Genomic DNA, 25,202 nt, shown 5'->3' on the forward strand with positions numbered 1-25,202 from the left:
TCGGTTGATCCCGCCATTGACTTCACCCGCCTGCTGGCTGGGCTTATGGCTGATCTCTAAGCGCAGACCTCTACGGATTACTAATCTGTGGGTTCACGTAGTTTCAATGCTTGAGTGCGTCTTCTCAAAGAACCGCTGTGTTCTCAGTGCTCTGCTCTATGGGAGCGCACTTGCGCATATCCGTCACCATTGACACGAGATGGCGGGAATAGTGTGCAGCCCATACACGTTATAGTGGCAGTAATAGGAATAAGCCCGTCATCGAGGGCCACGCTGGGAACGAGCCCAGCTTCAACATCATCAACGAGAGGACCACATGAGCATCGAGAACGTAGAACGCATTGACGGCGTAGCACAGTACGACCTTATCGTCATCGGCTCCGGATCCGGCAACACCCTTATCGGCCCCGAATGGGACGACAAGAAGGTCGCCCTCATCGACGGCGGTATCTTCGGCGGCACCTGCCTGAACGTTGGCTGCATCCCAACCAAGATGTACGTCTACCCGGCGACCATCGCGCAGAAGACCCACGAGGTCAAGCACCTGGGCATCGACGCACACGTAGACGCCGTGCACTGGGCGCAGATTCGTGACCGTATCTTTGCTTCCCGCATTGACCAGATCTCTGCAGGTGGTCGCGACTGGCGTGCCGGCCTGCCCAACGTCGATTTCTACGACCAGTACGCGCGCTTCGTCGGCTCCCACACTGTCGAGCTGACCGATGGCACCCGCCTGCAGGGCCGCCAGATTGTCGTTGCGGCAGGTTCGCGCGCCGTGCTGCCTCCCGTGCCTGGTATCGACTCCTCTAAGGTCTACACCAACGACCACATCATGCGCATGGATGAGCTGCCTGCCCGCATGGTTGTCATCGGTGGCGGCGTGATTGCGGCGGAATTCTCACACGTTTTCTCCGCATTCGGCACCGAAGTAACCCAGCTGAACCGCTCCTCCCGCCTGCTTCGCGGCATGGACGAAGAGGTCGTGGCACGTTTTGAAGAAGCCGCAAGCAAGCAGTGGAACATTGTCAAGAATGCTGGTCTCTCCGAAATCCGTGAGAATGCCGACGGTAGCGTGACCGTTGTAGCTAAGCACACTACCGAGAATGGTGAAGAACTGCTTGAAATCCCGGCAGACGCTGTGCTTGTGGCAACCGGCCGCCGCCCCAACACCGACACCCTCAACGCGAAGAACTACTTCGACGTGCAGGACGGCGGTCAGCTCAGTGTTGATAAGTACCAGCGCGTGCTCTACAACGGCGTGCCCGTATCCGGCGTCTATGCCCTCGGCGACGTGTCCAGCCGCTACCAGCTCAAGCACGTGGCAAACCACGAGGCACGCGTTGTGCAGCATAACCTCAGCCACCCCGAGGACCTGCGTGCTAGCGACCACCGCTACGTGCCCGGCGCGGTCTTCAGCAACCCGCAGATTGCCGTAGTCGGCATGACCGAAGAGCAGGCGCGCCAGGCGGCTGAGCGTGAAGGCTTTGAGATTACCGTCAAGGTACAGAACTTTGGCGACACCGCTTACGGCTGGGCAATGGAAGACAAGACCGGCCTGTGCAAGCTCATTGCTCGCAAGGACAACGGCGAGCTGCTCGGTGCACACCTGGTCGGTGAAGAGTCCTCCGTGCTCATTCAGCCGCTACTGCAGGCAATGAGCTTCGGCATGGATGCGCGTACTCTCGCACGCGGCCAGTACTGGATTCACCCGGCGCTGACCGAAATCGTTGAGAATGCGCTGCTCGGTCTGGAATTCGACGAGCCCGCAAACTAAGAATCTGCCATCTAACGACGGCTAGATAACGTCCGGAAACCGAGGTCTCTGGCGAACAAACAGAGAGGAGGGGGGTCGTACCTAAGTGGTACGACCCCCCTCCTCTCGTTAATAGTGGCCAGAGCCGGTTATACCTTGTCGCTGTCAGACTTCTGAGGGCTCTGCTCTGCAGTCTTCTTCTCAGCCTGCGCGGGCTTCTCAATGGGAATCTCGGCGGAAGAAACCTCAGCGGAGGAATCCCCAGCCTTCTCGTCATGAGGCTTCTGCATCATTTCGGCGGTCTGCTCACGCAGCTCCTCAAACTTCTCAGCCGCCTGCTCACGCAGCTCGGCAAGACGCTCCGCCTGATGATCCGCGTATTCTTGCAGACGCTCGGCAGCCTGCTCACGCAGCTCAGCGAACTTCTCAGACTGCTCCGCCGCGTACTCCTGCAGACGAGCCAAAGAATCCGACGTACTATCGGAAACCTTGCCGTACATCTCATCCACGTAGGAGGAGAAGTCCTGCAGAATCTTCGCGCGGCGCAGCTTCTGCGAAGGAGTCAGATAGCCGTCCGCCTCGGTCAGGTCGCGGTTCATAATGCGGAACTCGCGAATACCCTCAGCACGGGAAACTAACTGATTCGCCTCGTCCACGAGCTTCTGAACCGCAGCACGAACCGCCGGGTGAACAGCAGCCTCCGGGATGGAGAGCGAACGTGGCAGACCCAGGTGCTCCAACTGCTCGGGCAGGGTATCCGGATCCAGGGTCACCAGAGCCGCAATGAATGGCTTCTCATCGCCTACCAGCATCGCCTGAGAAACCAGGGGAGAGGTACGCAGATGAGTCTCTGCAATACCCGGAATCACGTTCTTACCGCCGGCGGTGACAATGATTTCCTTCTTGCGGCCCACAATCTTCAGGTAGCCGCGCTCATCGAAACGAGCCAGGTCACCGGTACGGAACCAACCATCCTTAGTGAACGCCTGAGCGTCCTCTTCGGGGTTCTTGTAGTAGCTGCTAATCACGCCTACACCACGAACCAGAAGCTCGCCATCCTCAGCAATATAGCCTTCGGAACCGGGGATGAGCGGGCCAATCATGCCAATCTGGTACGGGTTGATACGGCCAGCCGCAATCGGGGCGCAGGTCTCGGTCAGACCGTAACCCTCAACCACCTGAACACCTACCGCGTGGAAGAAGTGCGCCGTGCGCTCGCCGAGGGGGCCACCGCCCGAAACCGCGTAACGTAGCTCGCCGCCCAGAGCCGCACGCAGCTTCGAGTAGACCAGCTTGTCGTATAGAGCGTACTGTGCCGCCAGCTTGACGGGTACGCGGCCTTCAACCTTCGCCTGCGACCAGCGCACCGCAATGTCAGTGGAACGCTCAAAGAGCGACTTATTGAACTTACCGCCCTTAGCCGCCTTCGCCATGGCGCCCTCGTATACCTTCTCAAAGACGCGAGGAACCACCAGCAGCATGGTCGGCTTGAAGCTATCCAAGTCAGCAGCCAGGTTCTTAATATTGGGGGAGTGGCCGATAACCAGGCCAGCGTCCAGCGCCAGTACCTGAATCAGACGTGCCAGAACGTGCGCCAACGGCAAGAAAAGAATAGAGGAGTTGCGGGAATTCGCAATCTCGGGTTCGATCATTTTGGTGTTGACACTTAGGTTTAGGAAGTGGCCGTGAGTCAGTGGGCAACCCTTGGGACGACCGGTCGTGCCGGAGGTATACACAATGGTCGCGAGGTCATCACAACCGGCAGCGGAACGTACCTGCTCCAGTTGCTCCTCGCTCACCTCGGACGCGCGAGCGCTCAAAACGTCAAGATCGCCGTTCTCAATGACCCAGCGGTGCTTGAGTTGGCATGGCTCAGGAGTAGAAGCGGCGTAATCTTCAGCCTCAGCAACACGATTCAGGAGCTTCTCATCCTCAACAAAAATAGCAACAGCCTCAGAATGGGACAGTGCCCACGCCGCCTGGGCGGCAGCGTTCGTTTCATACACCGGCACGGAGACAGCGCCGGCATACCAAATCGCAAAGTCAATGACAGTCCACTCAAAACGGGTACGGCTCATAATACCCACACGGTCACCCGGGCGGATACCAGCGGCAATCATACCCTTAGCCAGGTCGGTCACCATCTGGTGGAACTGTTGGGCTCGAACCGGCTGCCAGTTACCTGGAGACATCTGACGGCGGTACAGCACCGGATTGGAGCTATCGGCACGGTGGCGCTCAACAATGCTTGTCAGATTCAGTGAGGGGTCGACAATAACCTCAGCGGGAGTGGAGAAGACTTTCATAATGCGCCTTTCAAATCAGGGCGTGAGCCCGTGGCGGATTCGGTGCCGCAGGCTGTCCTCGATGGCTCGAGGTGCCGTGATGGCTTTCTGAATGTTCTGCCCACCGCGGCGGGTGATGCATTCGCCAACGGGTGGAACCTTCAGAATTTAATGGTTTAGGGATGCGACAAAAGCTTGAACAGTGGAGAGAAGATACTCGGCGTCGTAGTCGAGCGTTGCCACATGGTAGCTGCGGGTCAGCCACCTAAATTCTACAGGAGCTGAACAATGTTCGAGAAAATATTTGTGAGAGCTATCTGACACAGTATGGTCACCCAGTGAACGCAAATATAGAACAGGTGACTTCAACTGCGGAATTAGAGCACGAGTCTCTGCACCCAAAAGATGCAACTGATACACCGCCGCCGTCGGAACGATAGAATACGCGCCCTCACTCACGCCTGGAACCGCAATATCGGAACCGATTGCCTTGAGTATCGGCAGAACCTTAGCCATTTTGCCCGTATGGCGCATCATCGGGTTCACATCTACCATGTAGGGGTTAATCAGCACCGTGCCCACCACCGGCAGACGCGCCGATAGATGAGTTGCCACCGTGCCACCCATCGACATACCAATGACCACCACCTGCAGACCCTGATCAGTCAGGCGGCGGTACCCCTGCTCGGCAGAAGCCAGCCACTGCTGGTACGTACTATCACGCAAATCTTGCCAACGGGTCGCGTGACCAGTCAGTACAGGCATCTCCACCGCATACCCGAGCTCCATAAAATGCTGCGCCACCGGGCGCATACTGTGCGGTGAACCCGTAAAGCCATGCACCAGCAAAATACCCACAGAATGCTGCGCCAAATCAGGGGTAAAAGAAACAGGAGAATGGTCGAAGGCATCCTGCTCTTCCCCGAGCCAACGCGCCAAAGATTCCTTAACATTTTGGGTCGCAACAAGCCTGCGCTCGCGAGCCTTACACCGAATTCTTTTAACCGGTTCCAGCAAATTATCGAAAATGCTCATGGTCCTCCTTCGCCTACCTGCGGTGCTATTAGCGCAGGTGCAGGCTCTATAGCGCACCCGCTCAGAACACCTGAGGTGCAGCAACTCGCGGTCTTATCGCCTCAAGTGCATCGATACACCGGTGCGCAGAAAAATCGTTCTCTTTCTTTTATTATCTCGCTACGCTCCAGACAGGATAGAATTGACCCGGGAATATTCAGAGAGGAGACCCCAATGCCAAACACCGCCCTGTATTCAACGCTCAAGGTTCTTAGCTCACCCCTGCTACAGGGACTGTACCACCACGACGTGGATGGCCTGGAAAACCTGCCCGAGGGACCCTACATTGTCGCCAGCAACCACCTGGCATTCTGCGACTCCATTTTTATTCCTCTCGCCATGCCTCGCACCGTGAACTTCCTCGCCAAGAGCGACTACTTCACTACCCCCGGCGTGAAGGGTCGTGCCATGGCGGCGTTCTTCCGCGGTGTTGGCCAGCTTCCCATGGACCGCTCCGGCGGCCAAAAGAGCCAGGAATCCCTCAACGCAGGCGGGCAGGTCCTCAAGGAGGGCGGTATCATCGGCATCTACCCCGAAGGCACCCGTAGCCCCGACGGACGCGGCTACCGCCCCAAGGTCGGCGTCGCCCGCCTCGCCCTAGAAACCGGCGTACCCGTAGTACCCGTTGGCCAGATCGGTACCGACCTGATTCAGCCCTCCGGCTCAAACCGTGTCCGTCTGCGCCACGACGGCAAGCCCATTCAGGTGCGCACGATTATCGGCAAGCCCCTCAGCTTCGAAGAATACACCGACGGCTCAGACATGAGCCACCGAGTTCAGCGTGAAATCGCCGACCGTATCGGCTCCGAGATCCGTGCTCTGAGCGGCCAGGAATACGTGGACGTGTACGCCGACCGCGTCAAGAAGATCATGACTGATAAGAACATGAGTGCTGATGCGGCAGTCGCACACCTGCAGCACTAAACAATAAGACATCACCCCCGGGTGCACACATACGACAGAGGGCGGGATGCGGTACATGCCGTATCCTGCCCTTTCGTATGGCGTTCTGCAACGGTGCTCATCAACCCGCCTATCGCCGACACCTGGGGCGTTATCTAAACATGTGAGATATACCTGAGTGCAGGGTTAGGTGTTGAAGCAAGCAAGAGTACAATTAGGTCTATTCAGCTTGAAAAATCGCAAGCCAGCACGCCGTACGCTGCGCGCCGGGCGCCCGAAACGGGGCTGAACCAGAAAACGCACAAGACCATCCCGATGGAGTGAAGATGAGCAATCAAAACCTCGGCACCTCGCAGACCCCCGACCACGGCCTGGACACCTGGCGTCAGCTGAACATTGACCAGCAGCCCACCTGGAGCGAACACGAAGATTTTGAAAGCACCATCGCCGAACTGAACTCGGTACCGCCGCTCGTCTTCGCCGGTGAGGTCGACGCCATGCGCCAGGCACTCGGTGAGGTTGCTGAAGGCCGCGCATTCCTGTTGCAGGGCGGGGACTGCGCAGAAACCTTCGCGGGCGCAACCGCTGACAAGATCTCCGGCCGTGTCAAGACTATCCTGCAGATGTCTGCAGTGCTCACTTACGGCGCCTCCATGCCCGTGGTGAAGATGGGCCGTATGGCGGGTCAGTTCTCCAAGCCGCGTTCCGCAGACATGGAAACCCGCGGCGACGTTACCCTGCCCTCCTTCCGCGGTGAAACTGTCAACGGCTTCGAATTCACCCGCGAAGCCCGCGTACACGACCCCAAGCGCATGTTACAGGGCTACCACACCAGCGCCTCCACCCTGAACCTGATTCGTGCCTTCACCAAGGGCGGCTTCGCAGACCTGCGCGCCGTACACCAGTGGAACCGCGGCTTCACCTCCAACCCCGCGCATGAGCGCTACGAGAAGACCGCCCGCGAAATCGGTCGCGCCCTCAAGTTCATGGAAGCCTGCGGCGTTAACTTCGAAGCACTCAAGACCACCGATATGTACGTCGGCCACGAAGCCCTGGTAATGGACTACGAGCGTGCCCTCACCCGCATCGACTCGCGTACCCAGCTGCCCTACGACACCTCCGCGCACTTCCTGTGGATTGGTGAGCGCACCCGCGGCATCGACGATGCACACGTGGACTTCCTCTCCAAGGTCCGCAACCCCATCGGCGTGAAGCTGGGCCCGACCACCACCGCGGAGGATGCACTCGCACTGATCGATAAGCTCGACCCGAACCGCGAACCCGGCCGACTGACCTTCATCACCCGCATGGGCGCAAAGAACATCCGCGAGAAGCTACCCGCAATCGTTGAGGGCGTGCAGGCTGAAGGCGCAAAGGTTGTCTGGGTTACCGATCCGATGCACGGCAACACTATCTCTGTGCCTTCCGGCTACAAGACCCGCCGCTTCGACGACGTACTCGACGAGGTTCGAGGCTTCTTCGAGGTGCACGAGGCGCTGGGCACATTCCCCGGCGGTATTCATGTGGAGATGACCGGTGACGACGTGACTGAATGCCTGGGTGGCTCCGACGCCATTGACGAGGCAGCGCTGGCAAGCCGCTACGAGTCCCTGTGCGACCCTCGTCTGAACCACTCGCAGTCCCTGGAAATCGCGTTCCTGGTCTCCGAGTACCTCAAGAACCGCGCATAAAAACGCTCATGCTTTTCGCCGCTAGAGTTGGCGGTGAGCAGCAGACACAACAATGCCCGGGTCTTCACCTGACAAAGATGAAGACCCGGGCATTGTGTTTAACCTACGCTCGGCAGAAGAGTGACGCGGCAGGTGCTAGGTACCGCAGATGTTAAGCACAGCAGGTGCTAGAAGGTCAGGAACGCCTCAATATTACGCCACCACGCCGACTGCACCAACGAAGTAGCAAGCCACCAGCCGGTAAAGCTCGCGCCCATACCCATCAGAATCAAGGCCAGAGCCCAACCGCCCACCGCCATACCGGAAGGCGGAGTCCTAAACTGCTTAGCAGGCAGACGAGGATTCTTCTTCGAAGACTGAGCGGAATCATTAGAAATACCCGTAGACTCCTCAGCCTCAGAATCGCTCCCCGCCCCCTTAACCCTTGAACGGCGCGAACCCGAGGGGCTCAACGAACGTTCCGCCTGAATCGGGGTGTACTCGCCGTTAGCTGAGATAAACTCCTGCTCCGTCTGCGGACCAATACCAACGGACTGAGTCTGCGGGACCTTCGCGCCCGCACGGTGGTCAAGGAAAGAACCCAAACCGAGCTTAGCGGACTTTTGGCCCTTCTCCGGCTCGCTCTCAGAATCCTCGTTATAGGGAGCGGAACTGACCAGAGGCGGAATACCTTGGCAGTTCAGCACCGAGTCCTCAGCGTCAACGTCGGCAAGGTGTACACCCTGACCAGCCTCCGATGTATCGTACACGAGGCTGTCGGGGGAGTAGACATCGTAGACCAGCAGATCGCGGGCATCGCTAAAAGCACTAATCGGGGTGTTACGCACCATCTGTGCAGCGCCGCTACGCTCCGCAATATCAGCAACAGCCTCCCAGAGGGGAAGCTCCGGCTCTGGGTACGAGGGGGCACGCCAAGCGCGCTCGGACTCACCCAATGACTCAGAAATCTCCAGCAGAGCAGTGAACAGGTCAGTTGCATCCTCGGGACGGGCATGAGGCTGCTTGCGGGTACACCACGAAACCAGCCCCGCAATATCGCGGTCCGCACCCGGCGCAACATCGGTCAGCGCGGGCATCTCAATGTTGGCGTTATGGTAGAGCACCTGCTGGTCATTCTCCAGACCCACAAAGGGTAGACGACCCGAAAGCATGCGGTACATCATCACGCCGAGCGCAAAAATATCAGCCTGCGCGCCGACCTTCACCTCGGGATCAAGGACCTCCGGTGCAACGTAGGCGGGGGTGCCCATGGGTGCGCCCGCATCCACCTGATCATCACGACGGGAAAGACCAAAGTCCGTGAGCTTCACCTGACCGTTAGCGTCGAGAAGAATATTGCCCGGCTTAATATCGCCGTGCAGGTAGCGGTTCGCGTGCACCTCCGAGAGTGCCTCCACCACTGGAATGAGGATATCCAGAGCCTCACCCAGGGACAGAGCCTCACGCACACGCAGCAGCTGGCTCAGTGTACAACCGTGCACGTACTCGAGCACGATATACATGACCATCTGACCTAAAAAATATTCGGTACCCGAAGAGATCACACCCACCGTATGTCCGCCACCACCTACCTGACGCATTGAACGCTCTTCACGGTGGAACTTCTGGCGGTTTGCCGCGTCTTCAGCCAGAGCGGGGGAGAGGACCTTGAGCGCAACCGGGTTATTTGACCACAGGTCCAGCGCATAATAGACCTCGCTCATGCCGCCGCGGCCAATGAGTGAACCCACCTGGTAGTGACCCTCAATAATGGCGCCACTGAGCCACTGCGAAGAACCGATAGCGGTATCCGGGGCAGCGGGACGAGTGGCGGGAGGAACAGAAGTCTTTGAAGATGAGAAAGCTTGGGGGTTCACGGGAGAAGTTTGGCGTGTGCTGGGAGTATTCATACGTTTCCTCATTTTAGCCCGCCCACCTGGATAGAAGCGATGCCAAAGAGAACCGAGCAGGTGAACACTCAGCGAATTCTTAAGAAGCACCGAGGGCTCCGCACCCAACTCAAGAACCGTAGACAACGAACAAAAACGAAAGGTGCGTAGGAGAGCTCCCGTTCCAGATACGGGTCAAAAGTGGTAAATACGTGCCAGCTCTGGCACTCTTAAAAGGTGACTAACGAAAATATTGCTCAGACCTTCGCCCTCGTTGGCGATTGGGTAACTATCCCCGAAATTGCGCAGGCCCTCGACCTGAAGGTGACCCGCGTGCACAACCTGATTTCTGACGGTACGCTTATCGCGCTGCGCGACCCGGAAACCAACGTGCGCAAGGTACCCGCACTGTTCATGAACGGTTCGCGAGTTCTGGAATCCCTCAAGGGCACCCTCGCTGTCCTGAAGGACTCCGGCTTTAGCGATGAAGAAGCCATTACCTGGCTGTACACTAACGACGAGTCCCTGCCCGGCCGTCCCATCGACGCACTGATTGACGGTCGTAAGACTGAAATCCGTCGCCGTGCGCAGGCACTGGCTTGGTAATACTAGCTTGGTAACGCCGGTCCGGTAACATCTGCTTGGTGACACCTGTCCGGAACGATAGCTCAATACGTTGATGCGGCATACCGGAGTATGCCGCCTCAACTTGTTTAACGTTTATAACTGCATTGAACCCCTACGCCTTACGACGCAGCGCACGGCCCACAATATCGGTCAGAGCCGCATGAGTCAGCTCGTCCAAGTTCATTGCCTCCAGAGCCTCAAACACAGCCTGAGACTTCTGCTCAATTAGCTGCTCATGCTTGGCGAAAGCACCCGAAGAAACCATTAGCTCACGGATGCGCTCCACCTGCTCATCGCTCAGCTCGGACTCGCCTAAGCTATTATGCAGAAGTGCCGCATCCTTCTCATCGAGGGCGGCGGAGGTGAGTGCCACCAGCACGGTACGCTTCCCCTCACGCAGGTCATCGCCGGCGGGCTTACCAGTCACCTCGGGCTGACCGAAGACACCCAGCTCGTCATCACGCAGCTGGAAGCCCTCGCCCAGGGGCAGACCGAACGCGCGGTAACCGGTAAGTACCGGGTGCTGCTCGCTCACGGCACCGGTGCTGTTCTCCAGTGCGGTAGCCTGCAGAGCCAAAGCACCACCAATCGTGAAGGGATGCTCGCACGAGTACTTGGCGGACTTGAAACGAATTACGTTCAGGGCACGTTGCAGAGCCGCTTGAGCGTCCTCGGTTTCGAGAACCTCGGAGTAGACGTCCAGGTATTGACCCGCCAGAACCTCGGTGCGCATCCGGTCAAAAATAGTACGTGCAGGGGCGCCATAGATTGCCCCCTCACCCAGGGAAGTAAAAACCTCGGCAGACCAAGCCAGGGTCAGATCGCCAGCAAGAATGCCGCCGGTCAGCCCGTAGTTGAAAGCATCACCGCGCCAACTATTCTGCTCGTGCGACGCTTCGAAACGCTTGTGTACGGAGGGGGCACCGCGGCGGGTATCGGACCGGTCGATAATGTCGTCGTGAATCAGCGCGGAGGTCTGGAACAGCTCCACCGCCATGCCAGCCTTCACAATGGACCAGGATGCGCGGTTCTCGGTTACGGGTGCGCCACCCGCACCGCGCCAGCCCCAGTAGCTCAGCAAGGCACGTAGACGCTTGCCGCCGGTGGAGAGGGACTCAATAGCCTCAAGTAGGGGTAGAGTTTCGGTAGAAATGCCCTCGAGCAGCTTGCGCTGGCTTGCAAAAAACTCAGCCATGAGAGTGTCAAAAGCGTGCAGGTAGGCTCGCTGCTCTTCAGCAATGCGCTCAGCGAGGTGCGCAGAATCCGCCGGGATATTCGGTGCCGCTACGGTGAGGCTCTCGGTCGCCCGGGGAGTGGGTGCTCCGGAAGGAGAAGGGGGAGTCATACTATCCTCGCTGATGGTCGCTGTGTACGGTCCTGATACGGTGCGGTGTGCACTTCTTCTAGCTTAGTGGAGAAAAGTCCAAGAGAATGCATTTACGAACACGTTTACGATAGGATGCCTCTGTTTTTCGTATAAATATGCTATATTTTCGGTAGGTGGGTGTAGAAGCTATGAGAGGAGGCGACATGGGGCAGACGCGAACCGGTAAGAATAGTGGCGCAAGGAACGGTCGCGTCATGATGCACCTGGACATGGATGCCTTCTTCGTCAACGTCGAACTCCTCGAAAACCCCGCTCTGCGCGGCGAACCCATCATCGTGGCGCCCCTGGGCCCCCGCTCGGTCGTCTGTTCCGCCTCCTACGAGGCGCGCGCCCACGGAGTGCGTTCCGGTATGCCGCTCAGTCGCGCTCGAAACCTCAGCCCCAATGCCACCGTCCTGCCGTTACGTGGCGACTACCGGCACTACTCCCGTGCCGTCATGGCAATCCTGAACGATCTGAGCCCCTACGTTGAGCAGGTTAGCGTGGATGAAGCCTTTGTGGACCTAACCGGCGCCTATCTGCACGGCCAAGACCCCGTCGCCCTGGCGCAGCATGCTCGCGACCGCATCGCCCAGGAACTTTCCCTACCCTCCTCCGCGGGGGTTGCGCCCAATAAACTACTCGCCAAAATGGCGTCCACCGGTAGCAAGCCGAACGGGCTGTGGGTTATTCCGCCCGAGCGCGTTCAAGAATTTCTTGACCCGAGAAAAGTCTCCGACCTGTGGGGAGTGGGTGCGAAAAGTACCGAGCAGCTCTCCCGATACGGTATTCACACCATCGCCCAGATGAGGGCCATGAGCCTGGACTGGCTCAAAGAACGCTTCGGCACAGCCCAAGGTGAGCACCTCTGGGCTATGGCGCGCGGTATTGATGAACGCCCCGTGACGATCGAACGTGAAGAAAAAAGCATGGGGGGCGAGCATACCTTCGAGGTGGATGCGACCGATGCCCAGGAGATTAGCGCTGCTATTCGGGAGCTGAGCCTCAACCTGGGCAAGCGCCTGCGCACAGCCGGGAAACTCGCCGGAGGGCTCAGCCTCAAAATCCGCTACAGCACCTTCGAAACGCACACCCGCGCTATTGCCCTGAACGTGCCTGTAGACTCCGGCATGCAGATTGCCTCCCTGGCATTGGAAGCCCTGCATGCAGATGGAATCTTGGTAGGGCAGGCGGCGCCCCGCCCCCTGCGACTCATTGGAGTGCGCGCTGAGAAACTAACCCGTGCAGAAGACGGGGTGCAACAGACTCTCTTCGACTCCATTGAGAACAGGGCAAGCTCACGCTCCATGCAAACTGGCTCCGCAAGAATCCTCTCCGCAAAAACCATCTCCATACAATGGGGCGGTGGGGGAGCCGGTAATAGTCAGCGGAACGGTACTCACACAGGGTCTGGTATTCGCTTGGGGTCTGGCGCTCGCCTCATGAAAAACGGCAGATGGTCCGAGGTGGAGCACGTCATGGACGCCGTTCACCGCAAGTACTCGCAGGAAAGCCTCAAACCCGCCTCCGGAGTTGCCTCACCCCAACGGAAAGCTGAGCAAGAGTCTGAAGAAGGGAAAAGAGGCTGAGGGAAACCACCACGGAAAGGGCGGCACCCTCCGTAGAAGACCTTAAGTTGCTTTTGCCTAAAAAAGAATGCGCCAACCTCATCCGGCGCGGTACGATGGGAAGCATACGACGGGAAGAAGCGCTATCGCGCCAGCTGATACATCGGCTAACCCGGTTATGACCCGGTTGATACCGACGTCATCTTGAGCAGAGACACCTCAAAGGAGAAAACGATGGCACTGTCTGAGCGTGAACAGAAGGTTCTGGACCAGCTTGAAGAACTCATGAGCAATGAGGATCCGCACTTTGCCTCCTCCATGTCTTCAACCGGCAATACTGCGCCGGTTTTTAGTGCTCGCCATTTGGCTCTCGGCATTCTCTTCGTTCTCATCGGTCTGGGTATCATTATTGGCGCGGTCGCATCTAACATGATTTGGTTGGGGGTATTTGGCTTTCTCTTCGCGGCTGGTGGCGTGTACTTTGCAACTACCAGTAAGAAGACCCCGGTTGATTCCTTCCTCGGCGGTAAAGCAGAAGGCGCAGCGCGTGTACGTCAGCGTGAACAGAAGGAGCGGTCCTCCTTCATGAACCGACTGGAGGACCGTTGGGACGAACGCAACAACGGTCAGCTCTAACACTGATTTGTCTCAATAAATTTTTTTGTGGCTAAGTGTCCGTACTCTACTACACTCTCAAGACTTCGTAGGCGGAGGTAAGAATGCTCTTACCTCCGCTTTTTCTATGCCGGAACTAGTGAGAGATGTACGTATGAGGAATTGGGTAGAGGGAGCACACCAAATCCTGAAATCAGCCCCCGTCACTGAATCTGGGTATGGCAAATATGATGAGGGTGGAGCGCTGAGTGCATACGCCCGAACCTGTGTAGAAGCTGTGCACCAGCGTTAAAAATGCAGAAGAGAGCATAAAAACACTAAAAGATACTCTGCCGGGTGGGGTAGGTGGTGCAAAGTGGGGTAAAGTGGAGGAAGAAGCTGAAAAGTCAGTCCTATCGCCGTGCCCTCAAACACGCGGTGGAGGCGCTGGTTTGGCACACCCTACCACCGGCACCTGCAGGATTGTGGAACAGCCCCGCTCCCGCAGACTTCAGCACAACGGCACACATCGGGGAGGTGAAGTGAATGTTCCTAGGTACCTACTCACCACGAATGGACGCCAAAGGACGCATCATCCTTCCCGCCAAATTCCGTGAGGAACTCTCAGCAGGCCTCGTTCTGACCCGCGGTCAAGAACGATGCCTGTATGTTTTCCCCGCCGCAGAATTTGAACGTATCCACGAACGGATGCGCACCGCACCTTTGCCAGGACGAGCCGCCCGAGACTTCCTGCGAGTTTTCCTCTCCGGAGCCTCAGACGAACTGCCCGACAAGCAGGGACGCATCACCATCCCTCCGATACTGCGCCAGTACGCAGGACTGACCGACAACCTCGTCGTCATCGGATCCGGTACCCGCGCAGAAATCTGGGATGCCGCAGTCTGGGAAGAATACCTCGCCCGCACCGAAGCTGAATTCGCCTCCCTCGACGAGGACCCATTCAGCCCGCTACTCTAACCAGCATTCTGCTGGTGTGACGGCTATTGCCCGGCATCTCTCTATCGCACCGCACCATTCTTCCGTAAGCTTTCCCGCAGGACAAATTCTCACAGGAGCACCCATGAGCGTAGAACACGCCCCCGAAACCGGTACGACCGACTCCGGTACTGCCGCCAAGGTCACCGGCGCATCCATTGAGAACCTCTCCCAGCGCGAAGCCAGCGAACGCCACGTACCCGTCATGCTGGACCGCTGCATTAACCTGCTTGCCCCCGGTGTCGAACGTGCTGTTGAGGAACGCGGCACCGCCTACGTTATTGACGGCACGCTCGGCATGGGTGGTCACTCCGAGGCACTGCTTGAACGCTTCGAAAACCTTGTGCTGATCGGTATTGACCGCGACCTGCAGGCACACGCTATCGCCGGTGAGCGTCTGGCACGCTTCGGTGACCGCTTCGTACCTGTTCACGCTGTCTACGACAAGATTGACCGCGCCATGGAAGCCGCTGGCGTGCATGGCATCGATGGCATCCTGATGGACCTGGGGGTCTCCTCCATGCAACTGGACGAACGCACCCGCGGCTTCGCCTACTCCTACGATGCGCCCCTGGACATGCGCATGAACTCCGAAGACGAGCTCACCGCCCGCATCGTCGTCAATGAATATAGCGAAGACCAGCTGCGTCGCATTATCCGCAACTGGGGTGAAGAGAAGTTCGCATCGCGTATCGCCCGCGCCATTTGCACCGCCCGCGCCAACTCACCGCTGGAAACAACCGGTGAGCTTGTGCGCATTATTCAGAAGGCGGTGCCCGTCGCCGCGCAGCGCACCGGCGGCCACCCCGCCAAGCGTACTTTCCAGGCGTTGCGTATCGAAGTGAACCACGAACTGGAAGCCCTCGAACGAGCCGTACCGGCAGCCCTGGAGGCGCTCAACCTCGGCGGCCGGTTTGTCGCCATGAGCTACCACAGCCTCGAAGACAAAATCGTCAAGAGGGCACTGACCGCAGAGGCAACCTCCAAGGCGCCCAAGGGCTTCCCGGTAGAGCTTGAAGAGCACAAGCCCACCGTCAAAATCATGACCCGCGGCGCCGAACCGCCTACCGACGAGGAAATCAAACAGAACTCTCGCGCCGCCAGCGCCAAGCTGCGCGCCGCCGAGAAGATCCGCATCCCTTCCAAGTAGAAGACAGAAAGCTAAGAAGAGTGAGCACCCAGCACGCATCCCAGCGCCCCACCCGCGCCCAGGGCGTCCCGCGGAGTCGACGCGCCGGTTCCTCGCGCCCTGCCGCCGGAACCCCCGGCGCCGTTGGCTCTACCCGCGCATCCTCTGCCGGCGGCTCTACCGGGGTGAACCGCGCCTCCACCCGAGCACACTCCGGCCGTACCCGTACCGCACGTCTGGAGCCGGTCACCGCCTCCCAGCCGGTGGTCCGCCCTACCAGCACCGCCGCATCTCACGGTGGTAAGCGCACTTCAACCAACGCGAGCCGTGTTCCCTCGAGCGTCCGTGCGGCAGCACGCACCGAGGAGACCCGCGAGGAGAAGCCGAAGTCGCGTCACCCACTGTCCACCGTGCGCCGTCGAGCCCGTAAGCTCAGCCCACCCACCATGCTCGCTGTTTTTGCAGCAATCCCGCTGACCCTGGTCTTTATTCTGTTGCTCAACGTGCTGATTGTGACCCGACAGTACGACATGGTGGATTTGCGCGCGCAGGAGCAGCAGCTTGTGCAAGAAAACCAGGCTCTGCAGCAGGAGATTGGCTTCAAGGAAGCTCCGCAGGATTTGGCGATACGCGCCAGTACCCTGGGCATGTTTGTGAGCTCTTCGCAGGCGACCCTGAACCTGCAGTCCTCCACGATTGAGGGCACCCCCGCCCCGGTGGCAAGCCCGACCGGTGCTGAGGGAAACAAGCAGGAGAACCTGATTTCGCCTCCGGCAGCTGGCTCGAACGAAAGCTACGCCAAGAGCATTGTGGATGCGGACAAGTCCGTTCAACAACGCCACGGCCAGGCGAGCGCGGCGGCTAAGGCATCTGCAAGCGCCTCGGCAAGCCCCGCTCAGCAGGCCAACCCCGCACAGCAGGCCAACCCGGCACCGGCGAATAGCGCACCTGCTAGCCCGGCTGCTTCCGCCGCACCGAGCGCCGCTCAGCAGCCCGCAGCAAGCCAGGCTACACGATAAACACCATTGACCACAGGATGCACAGCATCACCGATAGACTAGACCAGCGAAAGGACCACCGCATGAGCTCTGACGCGCGCAAGAACGCGAACAAATCGGCATCCGGTCAGCCGGATCTGACCCGCCGTGGCTTTGTCGCCGGCGCCGCTGCCACCTGCGCTCTGGGCGTTATCGGTGCGAACCTGTTTATCCGTCAGGGCTTTGATCCCGGTGCGGTGGCGAATGCGTCCCGTCAGAAGCGTCTGCGCTCGCAGGTACTGCCTGCTGTGCGTGGCCAGATTCTCGATATCAACGGTAACGTTATGGCGCGTACCGTGCAGCGTTATAACCTGACCGCAGATCAGAGCGCCGTGGCGACCTTCAAGCGTTACAACGAAGACCGCACGCAGAAGATTGAGGTCACCCCCAACCAGCTGGTGTACGAGATGGTCGATATTCTCAAGACCGTTGATCCGGGCATTACCGACGAGTTCATCAAGTCCAAGCTGGACGGCACCTCCAAGTACTCGGTGATTAAGGCAAATATCACCCCGGAAATTTTCAATAAGATTGATGCTCTGGGTGCGCCCTTTATCTACGGTGAGGCGTTCTCCCAGCGCCTGTACCCCAACGGTAGTGTGGGTGGCTCCGTGGTCGGCAAGTACAACATTGTTGAAGAGGCTGACGGCAACGGTAAGGGCGGTACGGTGTCCCGTAACTTCTCGGTGGGCATTGAGCGTGTCTTCGAGAAGGAGCTTGCCGGTACCCCCGGTGAGCGTACCTACGAGATTAGTGCTGATGGTGTGCGTATTCCGGTGGCTAAGGAAGAGCAGCGCCTGGCGGTGGACGGTAAGAATATTCGTCTGACCATTAACCGTGATGTGCAGTATTTTGCGCAGCAGGTGGTACGTGCCCGCGCTGAGGAGCTGAAGGCTGAATGGTGTACCGCCATTGTTATGGATGTGCGTGACGGCTCCATTTTGGCTCTCGCTGATTCCTCCACGATGGACCCGGGTGCGGCAACCATTGAGGATGCGGCGGATATGACTCCGCGCGCTATTTCGCAGAACGTGGAGCCCGGTTCGACCGAGAAGATGCTGACTTCTTCGGCGCTGATTGAGCAGGGCCTGACGACTCCGACTAGCGTGTATGATGTGCCCGCGACCCTCACGATTGACGGCCAGACTTTCAAGGATGCGTTTGAGCACGGGGCGCAGCGGCGTACTTTCTCGGGCATTATTCATGACTCGATGAACACCGGTACGGTGCTGGTCGGTCAGAAGCTCAGCAAGGAAGAGCGCTACAACTGGTTGAAGAAGTACGGTGTTGGTGAGTTTACCGGCATTGAGTTGACCGGTGAGGAGCAGGGCCTGATTGCTGATTGGCGTGATTGGGACGGCCGTCAGCAGTACACGGTGCTGTTCGGTCAGGGTGTTGCGCAGACTCCTCTGCAGACCGCCATGATTTTCCAGGCGCTGGGCAATAAGGGTGTTCGTCTGAAGCCGCGCATTGTGGACGCGATCATTGACGCGGACGGTACCGAACATAAGCGTGCCGTGGAGCCTGGCGAACGCATGGTGAGTGAGCAGACTGCCGCCTCCTGCCTGACTCTCATGGAGAATGTGGTGGAGCAGGGCCATGCCCGTCCGGCGAAGGTGACTGGCTACCGCGTGGGCGGTAAGACCGGTACTGCGGAAACTCCGAGTGAGAAGGGCGGCTATGACGGCAACACGACGTCCTTTGTTGGTGTGGCGCCGATTGAGAACCCGCAGTTCTTGGTGGCGGTGACCATGCAGCGTCCTGAGGGTAGCGTGGGTACGAACGGTACGACGGCTGAGTTCTCCAAGATTATGGAGAAGACTCTGCACACCTATAATGTGCCGCGTTCTACCGGTGAACCGGAGTTGATTCCGCTTTTTGCTGAGGATAGCCCCAATAAGACGAGCTAAAGGTGAGCGGGGGAGAGGCGCCCGGTAGCTGATTCGTGATGAAGAAGCGCCGGTACTGAACACCTGTCGAAGCCTAAAGACCGTAGAATATTGAATGACCCTGTGTGCCTTGAGCGCATTGACCATACAGAGCTCACCGCTTCGGACAGCGGAGAGGAAAGAAGGACGATGGATACCGCATCTCACGCACCCGGCCAGAAACTACTGAGCGGCGATGCTCAGACTCTGCGACCGAATTCTGTGCGCCCGGTGAGTTTGGCGCACCTTCGCGAACATCTGCAGGGCTTGGGTGCTCAGGTGACCTTCCAGCTGGCTAACGGCGTTCAGGGGTCTGAACCCGGTGAGTCCGTTGAGGTTACCGGTATCAGCATGGACTCCCGAAGCGTGCGCCCGCAGGACCTGTACGTGGCTCTGCCCGGTGCGAAGGTGCACGGTGCACAGTTCGCTGAGGCTGCGTTGAAGCTGGGAACTTCCGCTATTTTGACGGATACTGCCGGTGCGCAGCTGCTGGGTAAGACGCCAGTGCCGCTCTTGGTGACTGAAAACCTGCGTGAGTACGTCGGTCCCTTGGCGGCGCTGATTTATGGTTCAGCGTCGTTCCCTGCTACTCACCGTTATGCGGTCACCGGTACGAACGGTAAGACCACCTCCACCTACATGCTGGAGTCGGTGTTCCGCACCGGCCTGGGTGTGAAGACTGGTTTGATTGGCACTATTCAGATTCTGATTGATGGTGTCTCGGTTCCTTCGAAGATGACCACCCCGGAGTCTCCTCACGTGCATTCTCTGCTGACGATTATGGGTCAGCAGCAGGTACGTTGCGCGGCGATGGAGGTGTCTTCGCACGCGATTGATTACCACCGTGTGGACGGTGTGAAGTATGCGGTTGCAGGCTTTACGAACCTGACTCAGGATCACCTGGATCTGCACGGCACCATGGAGCACTACTTCGATTCGAAGGTTCAATTGTTCACTCCCGAACGTGCCGAGCTGGCTGTGATTACTGCTGATGACCAGTGGGGTGAGAAGATGTTCTCCACCGCTTGTGAGCAGATGGGTGCGCAGCAGGTTCACCGTCTGGTGACTGCTCGCGGAGCCGGTCTGGCTGAGGTGCCCGCTGAGTTTGGTGCCCGCGATTGGGCTGTGGTGAAGGTTCAGCGTGAGGGCCTGGGCCACCGCTTCCACGTGGCTAATGGTGCCGGTGAGAGCGTTGAATGCTGCACCGGTCTGCCCGCTGACTTTAACGTTTCGAATGCGGCGCTGGCGGCGCTCATGGCGTACCTGGACACTGACTCCGCTGAGCGTGAGCGTCTGCTGCCCGAGCTGGCCTCCGGTGCAGCTCTGACCCCGGTGGTGCCGGGTCGTATGCAGCTGATTTCTTTGGCTCCGCACGCGATTGTGGACTTCGCTCACAACCCGGACGGTCTGACTCGCGCTCTGGAAGCGATGGGCCGCCCCGGTGAGGGTAAGGTCATGATTGTTTTCGGTGCGACCGGTGAACGTGACGAGCTCAAGCGCCCGATTATGGGTGCGATTGCGGCACAGCACGCAGATATTGTGATCGTGACTGATGATGACCCGCACGGTGAGGCACCCGAGCCGATTCGTGCCGCCATCGAGGAGGGTGCGCAGAGGGCTGAGAACCGCCGAGCCACCCAGATTCTGAATATCGCTCCGCGTGCCGCCGCTATTGACGCGGCAATTACCCTGGCGGGCGAGCACGATGCCATCCTGATTGCTGGCCGCGGCCACGAAACCGAACAGGATGTTGACGGCGTGGATATCGCTCTGGATGACCGTGTTGAAACTGCTCGCGCCCTGCGTGCGCACGGTTTCGAGATTCTGCCTGATTACCAGCTCATGCTCGATGAAAGTGACTCTAAGACCGCTGAAGGTATGGTGAAGAATGATTAAGCTCAGCGCCGCCCAGATTATTGAAGCAACCGGCGGCACCGCTATCGGCTTGGATGGTCGTGAGGAGCAGGTGTTGGCAGACTTCGCCACTACCGACTCCCGTGAGGTACAGACAGGTACCCTGTTCGTGGCGAAGCCCGGCGCGGTCACTGACGGCCACAGGTTTATTCCAATGGCGTTTGAGAAGGGTGCGACCCTGGCACTGGTTGAGCGTGAAGTACTCGACGAGCAGGGTGTGCCGTACCCGAGTGTCCAGGTGCCGGATGTGGTGCTGGCGATGGGCGATTTGGCGCGCTACTCCATAGAGCAGATGCGCGCTCAGGGTGAGCTGACTGTTATTGGTATCACCGGTTCTGCTGGTAAGACCACCACCAAGGACCTTCTTGCCGCCATTTTCACCCCGGAGGGCCCGACCGTTGCCCCGGTCGGCTCCTACAACAGTGAGGTAGGCGTGCCCCTGACCGTTTTCCGGGCAGATGAGTCCACCCGCTACCTGGTCATTGAGATGGGCGCGGATCACGTGGGTAACATCGAGTACCTGGCGAATATTACGCATCCCGACCACGGCGCAATCCTGAAGGTTGGTACCGCGCACGCTGGCGAGTTCGGCGGCGTGGACAATATTGAACGCACTAAGGGTGAGCTGGCTGAAGGCGTTCAGCCGACCGGGTCCCTGGCTCTGAACGCTGATGATGAGCGCGTGCTACGCATGGCATCGCGTTCGGTTGCCCCCATTACTTACTTTGGCGTGGGCGAGAAGACCGAAGCGAACGGTCACCCCTACGAACGCTATGTTGCGGCGCTGAACCTGCGTACTACCGATGCCGGTTGCCCCGAGTTCACTCTGCGCCTGCCTGACGGTGGAGAGTACGAGATTTCCTCGCAGCTGATCGGTGAGCACCACGTGCACAACCTGCTGGCTGCGGCGACAATCGCCTACAACAGCGGCATTTCGGGTGAGAAGATTGCTCGCGCGCTCAACAAGGCGGCGGCAGCTTCGAAGTGGCGTATGGCTCGCACCGACCGTGCTGACGGCGTGACCGTCATTAACGACGCGTACAACGCGAACCCCGAGTCGATGGCGGCTGCACTGCGTACTCTGGCGCAGCTGGGCCGCACCATTGACCCGGTGACCGGTCAGCCGCACCGCACCTGGGCTGTTCTGGGTGCCATGCTGGAGCTCGGAGACGCCTCCGTGGAGGAACACGACCGCATCGGCCGCCTCGTGGTGCGCATCAATATTTCTAAGCTGATTGCTGTGGGTGACGAAACGAAGCCCACCTATAATGCGGCTCACCTGGAAGGCTCATGGGGTAATGAAGCGACCTGGGTTAAGACCCCGGAAGAAGCAGAGCAGATTCTGCGCGCTGAGGTTCGCTCCGGCGATATTGTGCTCTTTAAGTCCTCGAACGGTGCGAAGCTGGGCATTCTGGGCGACCGGGTTGCTTTCGCTGAGTACACCTTCGGCGCTGAGGAGGAGCAGGCACCGACCTGGCTTTCTGCCGGTGACTTTGTTGAAACCACCGATTTGAGCGACCACCTTGCCGCTCATCTGGACGGCGCAGCTGACGCCGACCGTACGTCGACTGAACAGACCACGAAGGAAGGGTAGCGCTTTATGATTACCGTGCTCATTGCTGGAATCTTTGGGTTCCTCATTTCCCTCACCGCGCTGCCGGTGTTCATTAAGAAGATGAAGTCTCTCAAGCTTGGCCAGCTGATTCGTGAGGAAGGACCGGCAGCTCACCAGCATAAGGCGGGTACCCCCACCATGGCGGGTCTGATTTTTATCCCCGCGGCGATTCTCGCCTACTTCTTGACCCTGGCGGTGAGTGCCCTGTTCTTCGGTACTACACCGGTACCGACCGCTACCGCGTGGCTGACCATTGCCTTCACCCTGGGTATGCTTGGCGTGGGCGCAGCGGACGACATCATGAAATTCCGTCACAAAGGCAATGAGGGCCTGACCGAGAAGCAGAAGACCATCGGTCTTCTGGGCGTGGCCCTGCCCTTCGCGTACTTGGCGTTCCAGTTCCCGAACGAGTCGGGTGCTCGCCCGGCGTCTACGGCTATCTCGTTTGTGCGTGACCTGCCCATTGATTTGTTTGCGGCGGGTGCGGTCTTTGGCAGCATCCTGATGGTTGCTTGGATTACCATCATTTCCCTGTCCGGCACGAACGCGGTGAACTTCACCGATGGTCTGGACGGCCTGGCCGGCGGCATCATGATGACTATTTTCTCCGGCTACCTGACCATAAGCATCTGGCAGTACGTGCACGCTTGCTCCGCTGGTGCTGGTACCGCCTGCTACGATGTGCGCGACCCTGGTTCGCTGGCGCTGATTGCCGCATCCCTGGTGGGTTCGCTGGCTGGCTTCCTCTGGTGGAATGTGTCGAAGGCGCAGATTTTCATGGGCGACTCCGGATCCTTGGCACTCGGTGGCGCTATGGTTGCTTTCGCATTGTTTACCCGCACCGAGCTGCTCCTGCTGGTTATCGCTCTGATTCCCGTGCTGGAAGTGTTCTCTGTGATCGTGCAGAAGTTCGTGTTCAAAACCAGCCGTAAGCGTTCGGTGGCAGCGGGGGAGAAGCCCCTGCACGCGCACCGTTACTTCCGTATGACTCCATTCCACCACCACATGGAGAAGGTCGGTGTCAACGGCAAATACTCAATTGATAAGAAGGGCATTGTCCCCGGTACCGTCAGCAGCGGCGAAGTGAACTCCGTGTTCCGCCTCTGGGTTATTAACGCCCTCTGCGTGCTCGTTGCTCTGGCGCTGTTCTTCGGTGACTGGTTCTCGCAGACGTCTGGAGTGATTCACTAATGTCAACTAACGAACAGCCGGTTGCCGCTCGTATCGAAGCGAATGCCGCTGCTATTGCGGTGAACCCGGTGTATGAGAATGAGCGACTCGCGGAGCTGACTCACTGGGGTTCTCCCTGGGCTAACCTGCGCGTGGTTGTGGTGGGTATGGGTACCAGCGGCGACGCCGTGACTGATGTGCTCGCCCAGTTGGGTGCACATATTGTTGTCATCGACGGGGTTGATACCCCGGAGAAGCGTGAACGCATTGACCTGTACGCTAACGCCTACGGCAATGTTGAGGGCCTGTTCGGCCCCGAGCACATGCGTGCACTGCCCCTGGTGGATGGTCAGGAACCCGAGCTTGTGGTGACCTCCCCGGGTGTGCGTCCCGACCACCCGGTCATGCTCGACGCGTATGAGCGTCGCATCCAGATTTGGGGCGATGTGGAGCTGGCGTGGCGCCTGAATGAGCGTAGCGACCGCCCGACCCCCAAGTGGCTGTGCCTGACCGGTACGAACGGTAAGACCACCACCGTGGGTATGGTGGATTCCATCCTGAATGCAGCCGGTAAGAAGTCTATTCAGGTGGGTAATGTCGGTATGCCCATCGTGTACGCCACTGCCGATGATGAACCCTATGAGTTCTTCGCCGTGGAACTCTCCAGCTTCCAGCTGCACTGGACCTACTCGATGTCCCCGTACGCTTCTGTGGTTTTGAACATTGCTGAGGATCACGTGGACTGGCACGGCTCCTTCGACGGCTATAAGGCTGATAAGGCTCGCGTGTACGAGCATACTCAGGTTGCTTGTATTTTCAACACCGATCACGTGGAAACCTTGCGCATGGTTGAGAATGCGGATGTTATTGAGGGTGCCCGCGCGATTGGAATCAGTTCTACTGAGATGCCCGCCGTATCGATGCTGGGACTGGCTGAGGATATCATGGTGGACCGCGCCTTCTTGAAGAACCGTTATAACGAGGCGTATGAGCTGGCGGTTCTGGAGGATTTGGCTCCGGCACCGGGTAAGATGCCGGCGAAGCACACCGTGGAGAATGCTCTGGCGGCTGCGGCGCTGTGCCGTGCGGTTGATATTGACCCGAAGGCTGTTGGCGCGGGCCTGCGTTCCTTCAAAACTGGTGCGCACCGTAACCAGCTGGTGGGCTACGCGAACGACATCATGTGGGTGAATGATTCGAAGGCTACGAACCCTCACGCTGCAAATGCGTCGATGAGCGGCTACCCGTTTCTGGTGTGGATTGCTGGTGGTCTGTCGAAGGGCGTTGAGTACGATGAGCTGATTGCTGCCCACGCTCAGCGCCTGAAGGCTGTGCTGATTATCGGTACTGACACTGCGGCATTGAAGTCTGCGTTGGCGACTCATGCCCCGCAGGTTCCGACCTACAATATGACTGCCGCTGTGGCTGATTCTTCGGACGGAGTTACCGTGATGAATGCGGCCGTTGCGAAGGCTGCTGAGCTGGCGCATCCGGGGGATACTGTGCTGATGGCTCCCGCGTCTGCGTCGATGGACCAGTTCAAGAATTATGCGGTGCGCGGTGAGGCGTTTGCGAATGCTGTTGCCGCTCAGCTGGCAGACTCTTAGGACGTTGCCTGTAGGGGGTGTCTCGGGTGACCGGGGTGCTTTCTGCGGGTTCTTCTCGGGGGTGGGATGGTCATGGT

General features: G+C 58.8%; 18 protein-coding genes. 14 read left to right on the forward strand and 4 right to left on the reverse strand.

The features are described from left to right. The first annotated feature begins 316 nt into the window (after positions 1-316). Entirely contained in the window at positions 317-1,774 is a 1,458-nt protein-coding gene (locus O3648_RS01650; RefSeq protein WP_279788764.1) for a mycothione reductase, read from the forward strand. Between the two features lie 128 nt (positions 1,775-1,902). Here O3648_RS01650 and O3648_RS01655 read toward each other — a convergent pair whose 3' ends face one another. Together O3648_RS01655 and O3648_RS01660 are read right to left on the reverse strand one after the other, a co-directional pair. Next, on the reverse strand, positions 1,903-4,059 hold the full coding sequence (locus O3648_RS01655; protein ID WP_371568018.1) for an AMP-binding protein: 2,157 nt from the start codon (positions 4,057-4,059) through the stop codon (positions 1,903-1,905). A 147-nt stretch (positions 4,060-4,206) separates the two neighbouring features. Continuing rightward, the gene (locus O3648_RS01660; RefSeq protein ID WP_371568019.1) at positions 4,207-5,073 is read right to left on the reverse strand and encodes an alpha/beta hydrolase; all 867 of its coding nucleotides are present in this window, start codon (positions 5,071-5,073) and stop codon (positions 4,207-4,209) included. Positions 5,074-5,286: 213 nt separating this feature from the next. On the opposite strand from O3648_RS01660, the gene O3648_RS01665 reads away from it, so the two are divergent. Together O3648_RS01665 and O3648_RS01670 are read left to right on the forward strand one after the other, a co-directional pair. Then, positions 5,287-6,036 (forward strand): lysophospholipid acyltransferase family protein, encoded by a 750-nt coding sequence (locus tag O3648_RS01665; protein WP_371568020.1) that lies wholly within the window; start codon positions 5,287-5,289, stop codon positions 6,034-6,036. A gap of 305 nt (positions 6,037-6,341) precedes the next feature. Next, positions 6,342-7,706 carry a class II 3-deoxy-7-phosphoheptulonate synthase gene (locus tag O3648_RS01670; protein ID WP_279754680.1) on the forward strand — a complete coding sequence of 455 codons (1,365 nt, stop codon included), beginning with the start codon at positions 6,342-6,344 and terminating at the stop codon, positions 7,704-7,706. Positions 7,707-7,873: 167 nt separating this feature from the next. Here O3648_RS01670 and O3648_RS01675 read toward each other — a convergent pair whose 3' ends face one another. After that, entirely contained in the window at positions 7,874-9,595 is a 1,722-nt protein-coding gene (locus tag O3648_RS01675) for a serine/threonine protein kinase (protein ID WP_371568022.1), read from the reverse strand. A gap of 216 nt (positions 9,596-9,811) precedes the next feature. On the opposite strand from O3648_RS01675, the gene O3648_RS01680 reads away from it, so the two are divergent. Further along, positions 9,812-10,180 (forward strand): Rv2175c family DNA-binding protein, encoded by a 369-nt coding sequence (locus O3648_RS01680; RefSeq protein ID WP_279754678.1) that lies wholly within the window; start codon positions 9,812-9,814, stop codon positions 10,178-10,180. A 133-nt stretch (positions 10,181-10,313) separates the two neighbouring features. Here the strand turns inward: O3648_RS01680 and O3648_RS01685 are convergent, their stop codons facing one another. Then, complete coding sequence (locus O3648_RS01685; protein WP_371568023.1) at positions 10,314-11,546, reverse strand: polyprenyl synthetase family protein; 1,233 nt, start codon at positions 11,544-11,546, stop codon at positions 10,314-10,316. Between the two features lie 185 nt (positions 11,547-11,731). Here O3648_RS01685 and dinB point away from each other — a divergent pair, with 185 nt between their 5' ends. From dinB to murD, 10 genes are all read left to right on the forward strand, one after another. Continuing rightward, positions 11,732-13,156 carry a DNA polymerase IV gene (dinB, locus tag O3648_RS01690; protein WP_371568026.1) on the forward strand — a complete coding sequence of 475 codons (1,425 nt, stop codon included), beginning with the start codon at positions 11,732-11,734 and terminating at the stop codon, positions 13,154-13,156. Positions 13,157-13,369: 213 nt separating this feature from the next. Further along, entirely contained in the window at positions 13,370-13,771 is a 402-nt protein-coding gene (locus O3648_RS01695) for a DUF3040 domain-containing protein (RefSeq protein ID WP_049337555.1), read from the forward strand. A 504-nt stretch (positions 13,772-14,275) separates the two neighbouring features. Continuing rightward, positions 14,276-14,707: a division/cell wall cluster transcriptional repressor MraZ gene (mraZ, locus tag O3648_RS01700; RefSeq protein WP_279740445.1), complete on the forward strand. Its 432-nt coding sequence runs from the start codon at positions 14,276-14,278 to the stop codon at positions 14,705-14,707. 103 nt (positions 14,708-14,810) lie between these two features. Further along, positions 14,811-15,875 (forward strand): 16S rRNA (cytosine(1402)-N(4))-methyltransferase RsmH, encoded by a 1,065-nt coding sequence (gene rsmH, locus O3648_RS01705; protein WP_371568029.1) that lies wholly within the window; start codon positions 14,811-14,813, stop codon positions 15,873-15,875. 20 nt (positions 15,876-15,895) lie between these two features. Next, positions 15,896-16,873, forward strand: coding sequence for an amino acid ABC transporter ATPase (locus O3648_RS01710; protein WP_371568031.1), 978 nt, complete (start codon positions 15,896-15,898; stop codon positions 16,871-16,873). A 62-nt stretch (positions 16,874-16,935) separates the two neighbouring features. Continuing rightward, complete coding sequence (locus O3648_RS01715) at positions 16,936-18,801, forward strand: peptidoglycan D,D-transpeptidase FtsI family protein (protein ID WP_371568033.1); 1,866 nt, start codon at positions 16,936-16,938, stop codon at positions 18,799-18,801. Between the two features lie 168 nt (positions 18,802-18,969). Further along, positions 18,970-20,715, forward strand: a complete 1,746-nt coding sequence (locus O3648_RS01720; protein ID WP_371568036.1) for a Mur ligase family protein — start codon at positions 18,970-18,972, stop codon at positions 20,713-20,715. Further along, positions 20,708-22,327 carry a UDP-N-acetylmuramoyl-tripeptide--D-alanyl-D-alanine ligase gene (gene murF, locus O3648_RS01725; protein WP_371568039.1) on the forward strand — a complete coding sequence of 540 codons (1,620 nt, stop codon included), beginning with the start codon at positions 20,708-20,710 and terminating at the stop codon, positions 22,325-22,327. Before O3648_RS01720 ends, murF begins: the two co-directional genes overlap by 8 nt. 6 nt (positions 22,328-22,333) lie before the next feature. Then, the gene (gene mraY / locus O3648_RS01730) at positions 22,334-23,539 is read left to right on the forward strand and encodes a phospho-N-acetylmuramoyl-pentapeptide-transferase (RefSeq protein ID WP_279740457.1); all 1,206 of its coding nucleotides are present in this window, start codon (positions 22,334-22,336) and stop codon (positions 23,537-23,539) included. Then, positions 23,539-25,125, forward strand: coding sequence for a UDP-N-acetylmuramoyl-L-alanine--D-glutamate ligase (murD, locus tag O3648_RS01735; RefSeq protein WP_371568042.1), 1,587 nt, complete (start codon positions 23,539-23,541; stop codon positions 25,123-25,125). Before mraY ends, murD begins: the two co-directional genes overlap by 1 nt. The last annotated feature ends 77 nt before the right edge of the window (positions 25,126-25,202 follow it).

Source organism: Rothia sp. 27098_8_161 (assembly GCF_041432905.1).
Taxonomy (GTDB): domain Bacteria; phylum Actinomycetota; class Actinomycetes; order Actinomycetales; family Micrococcaceae; genus Rothia.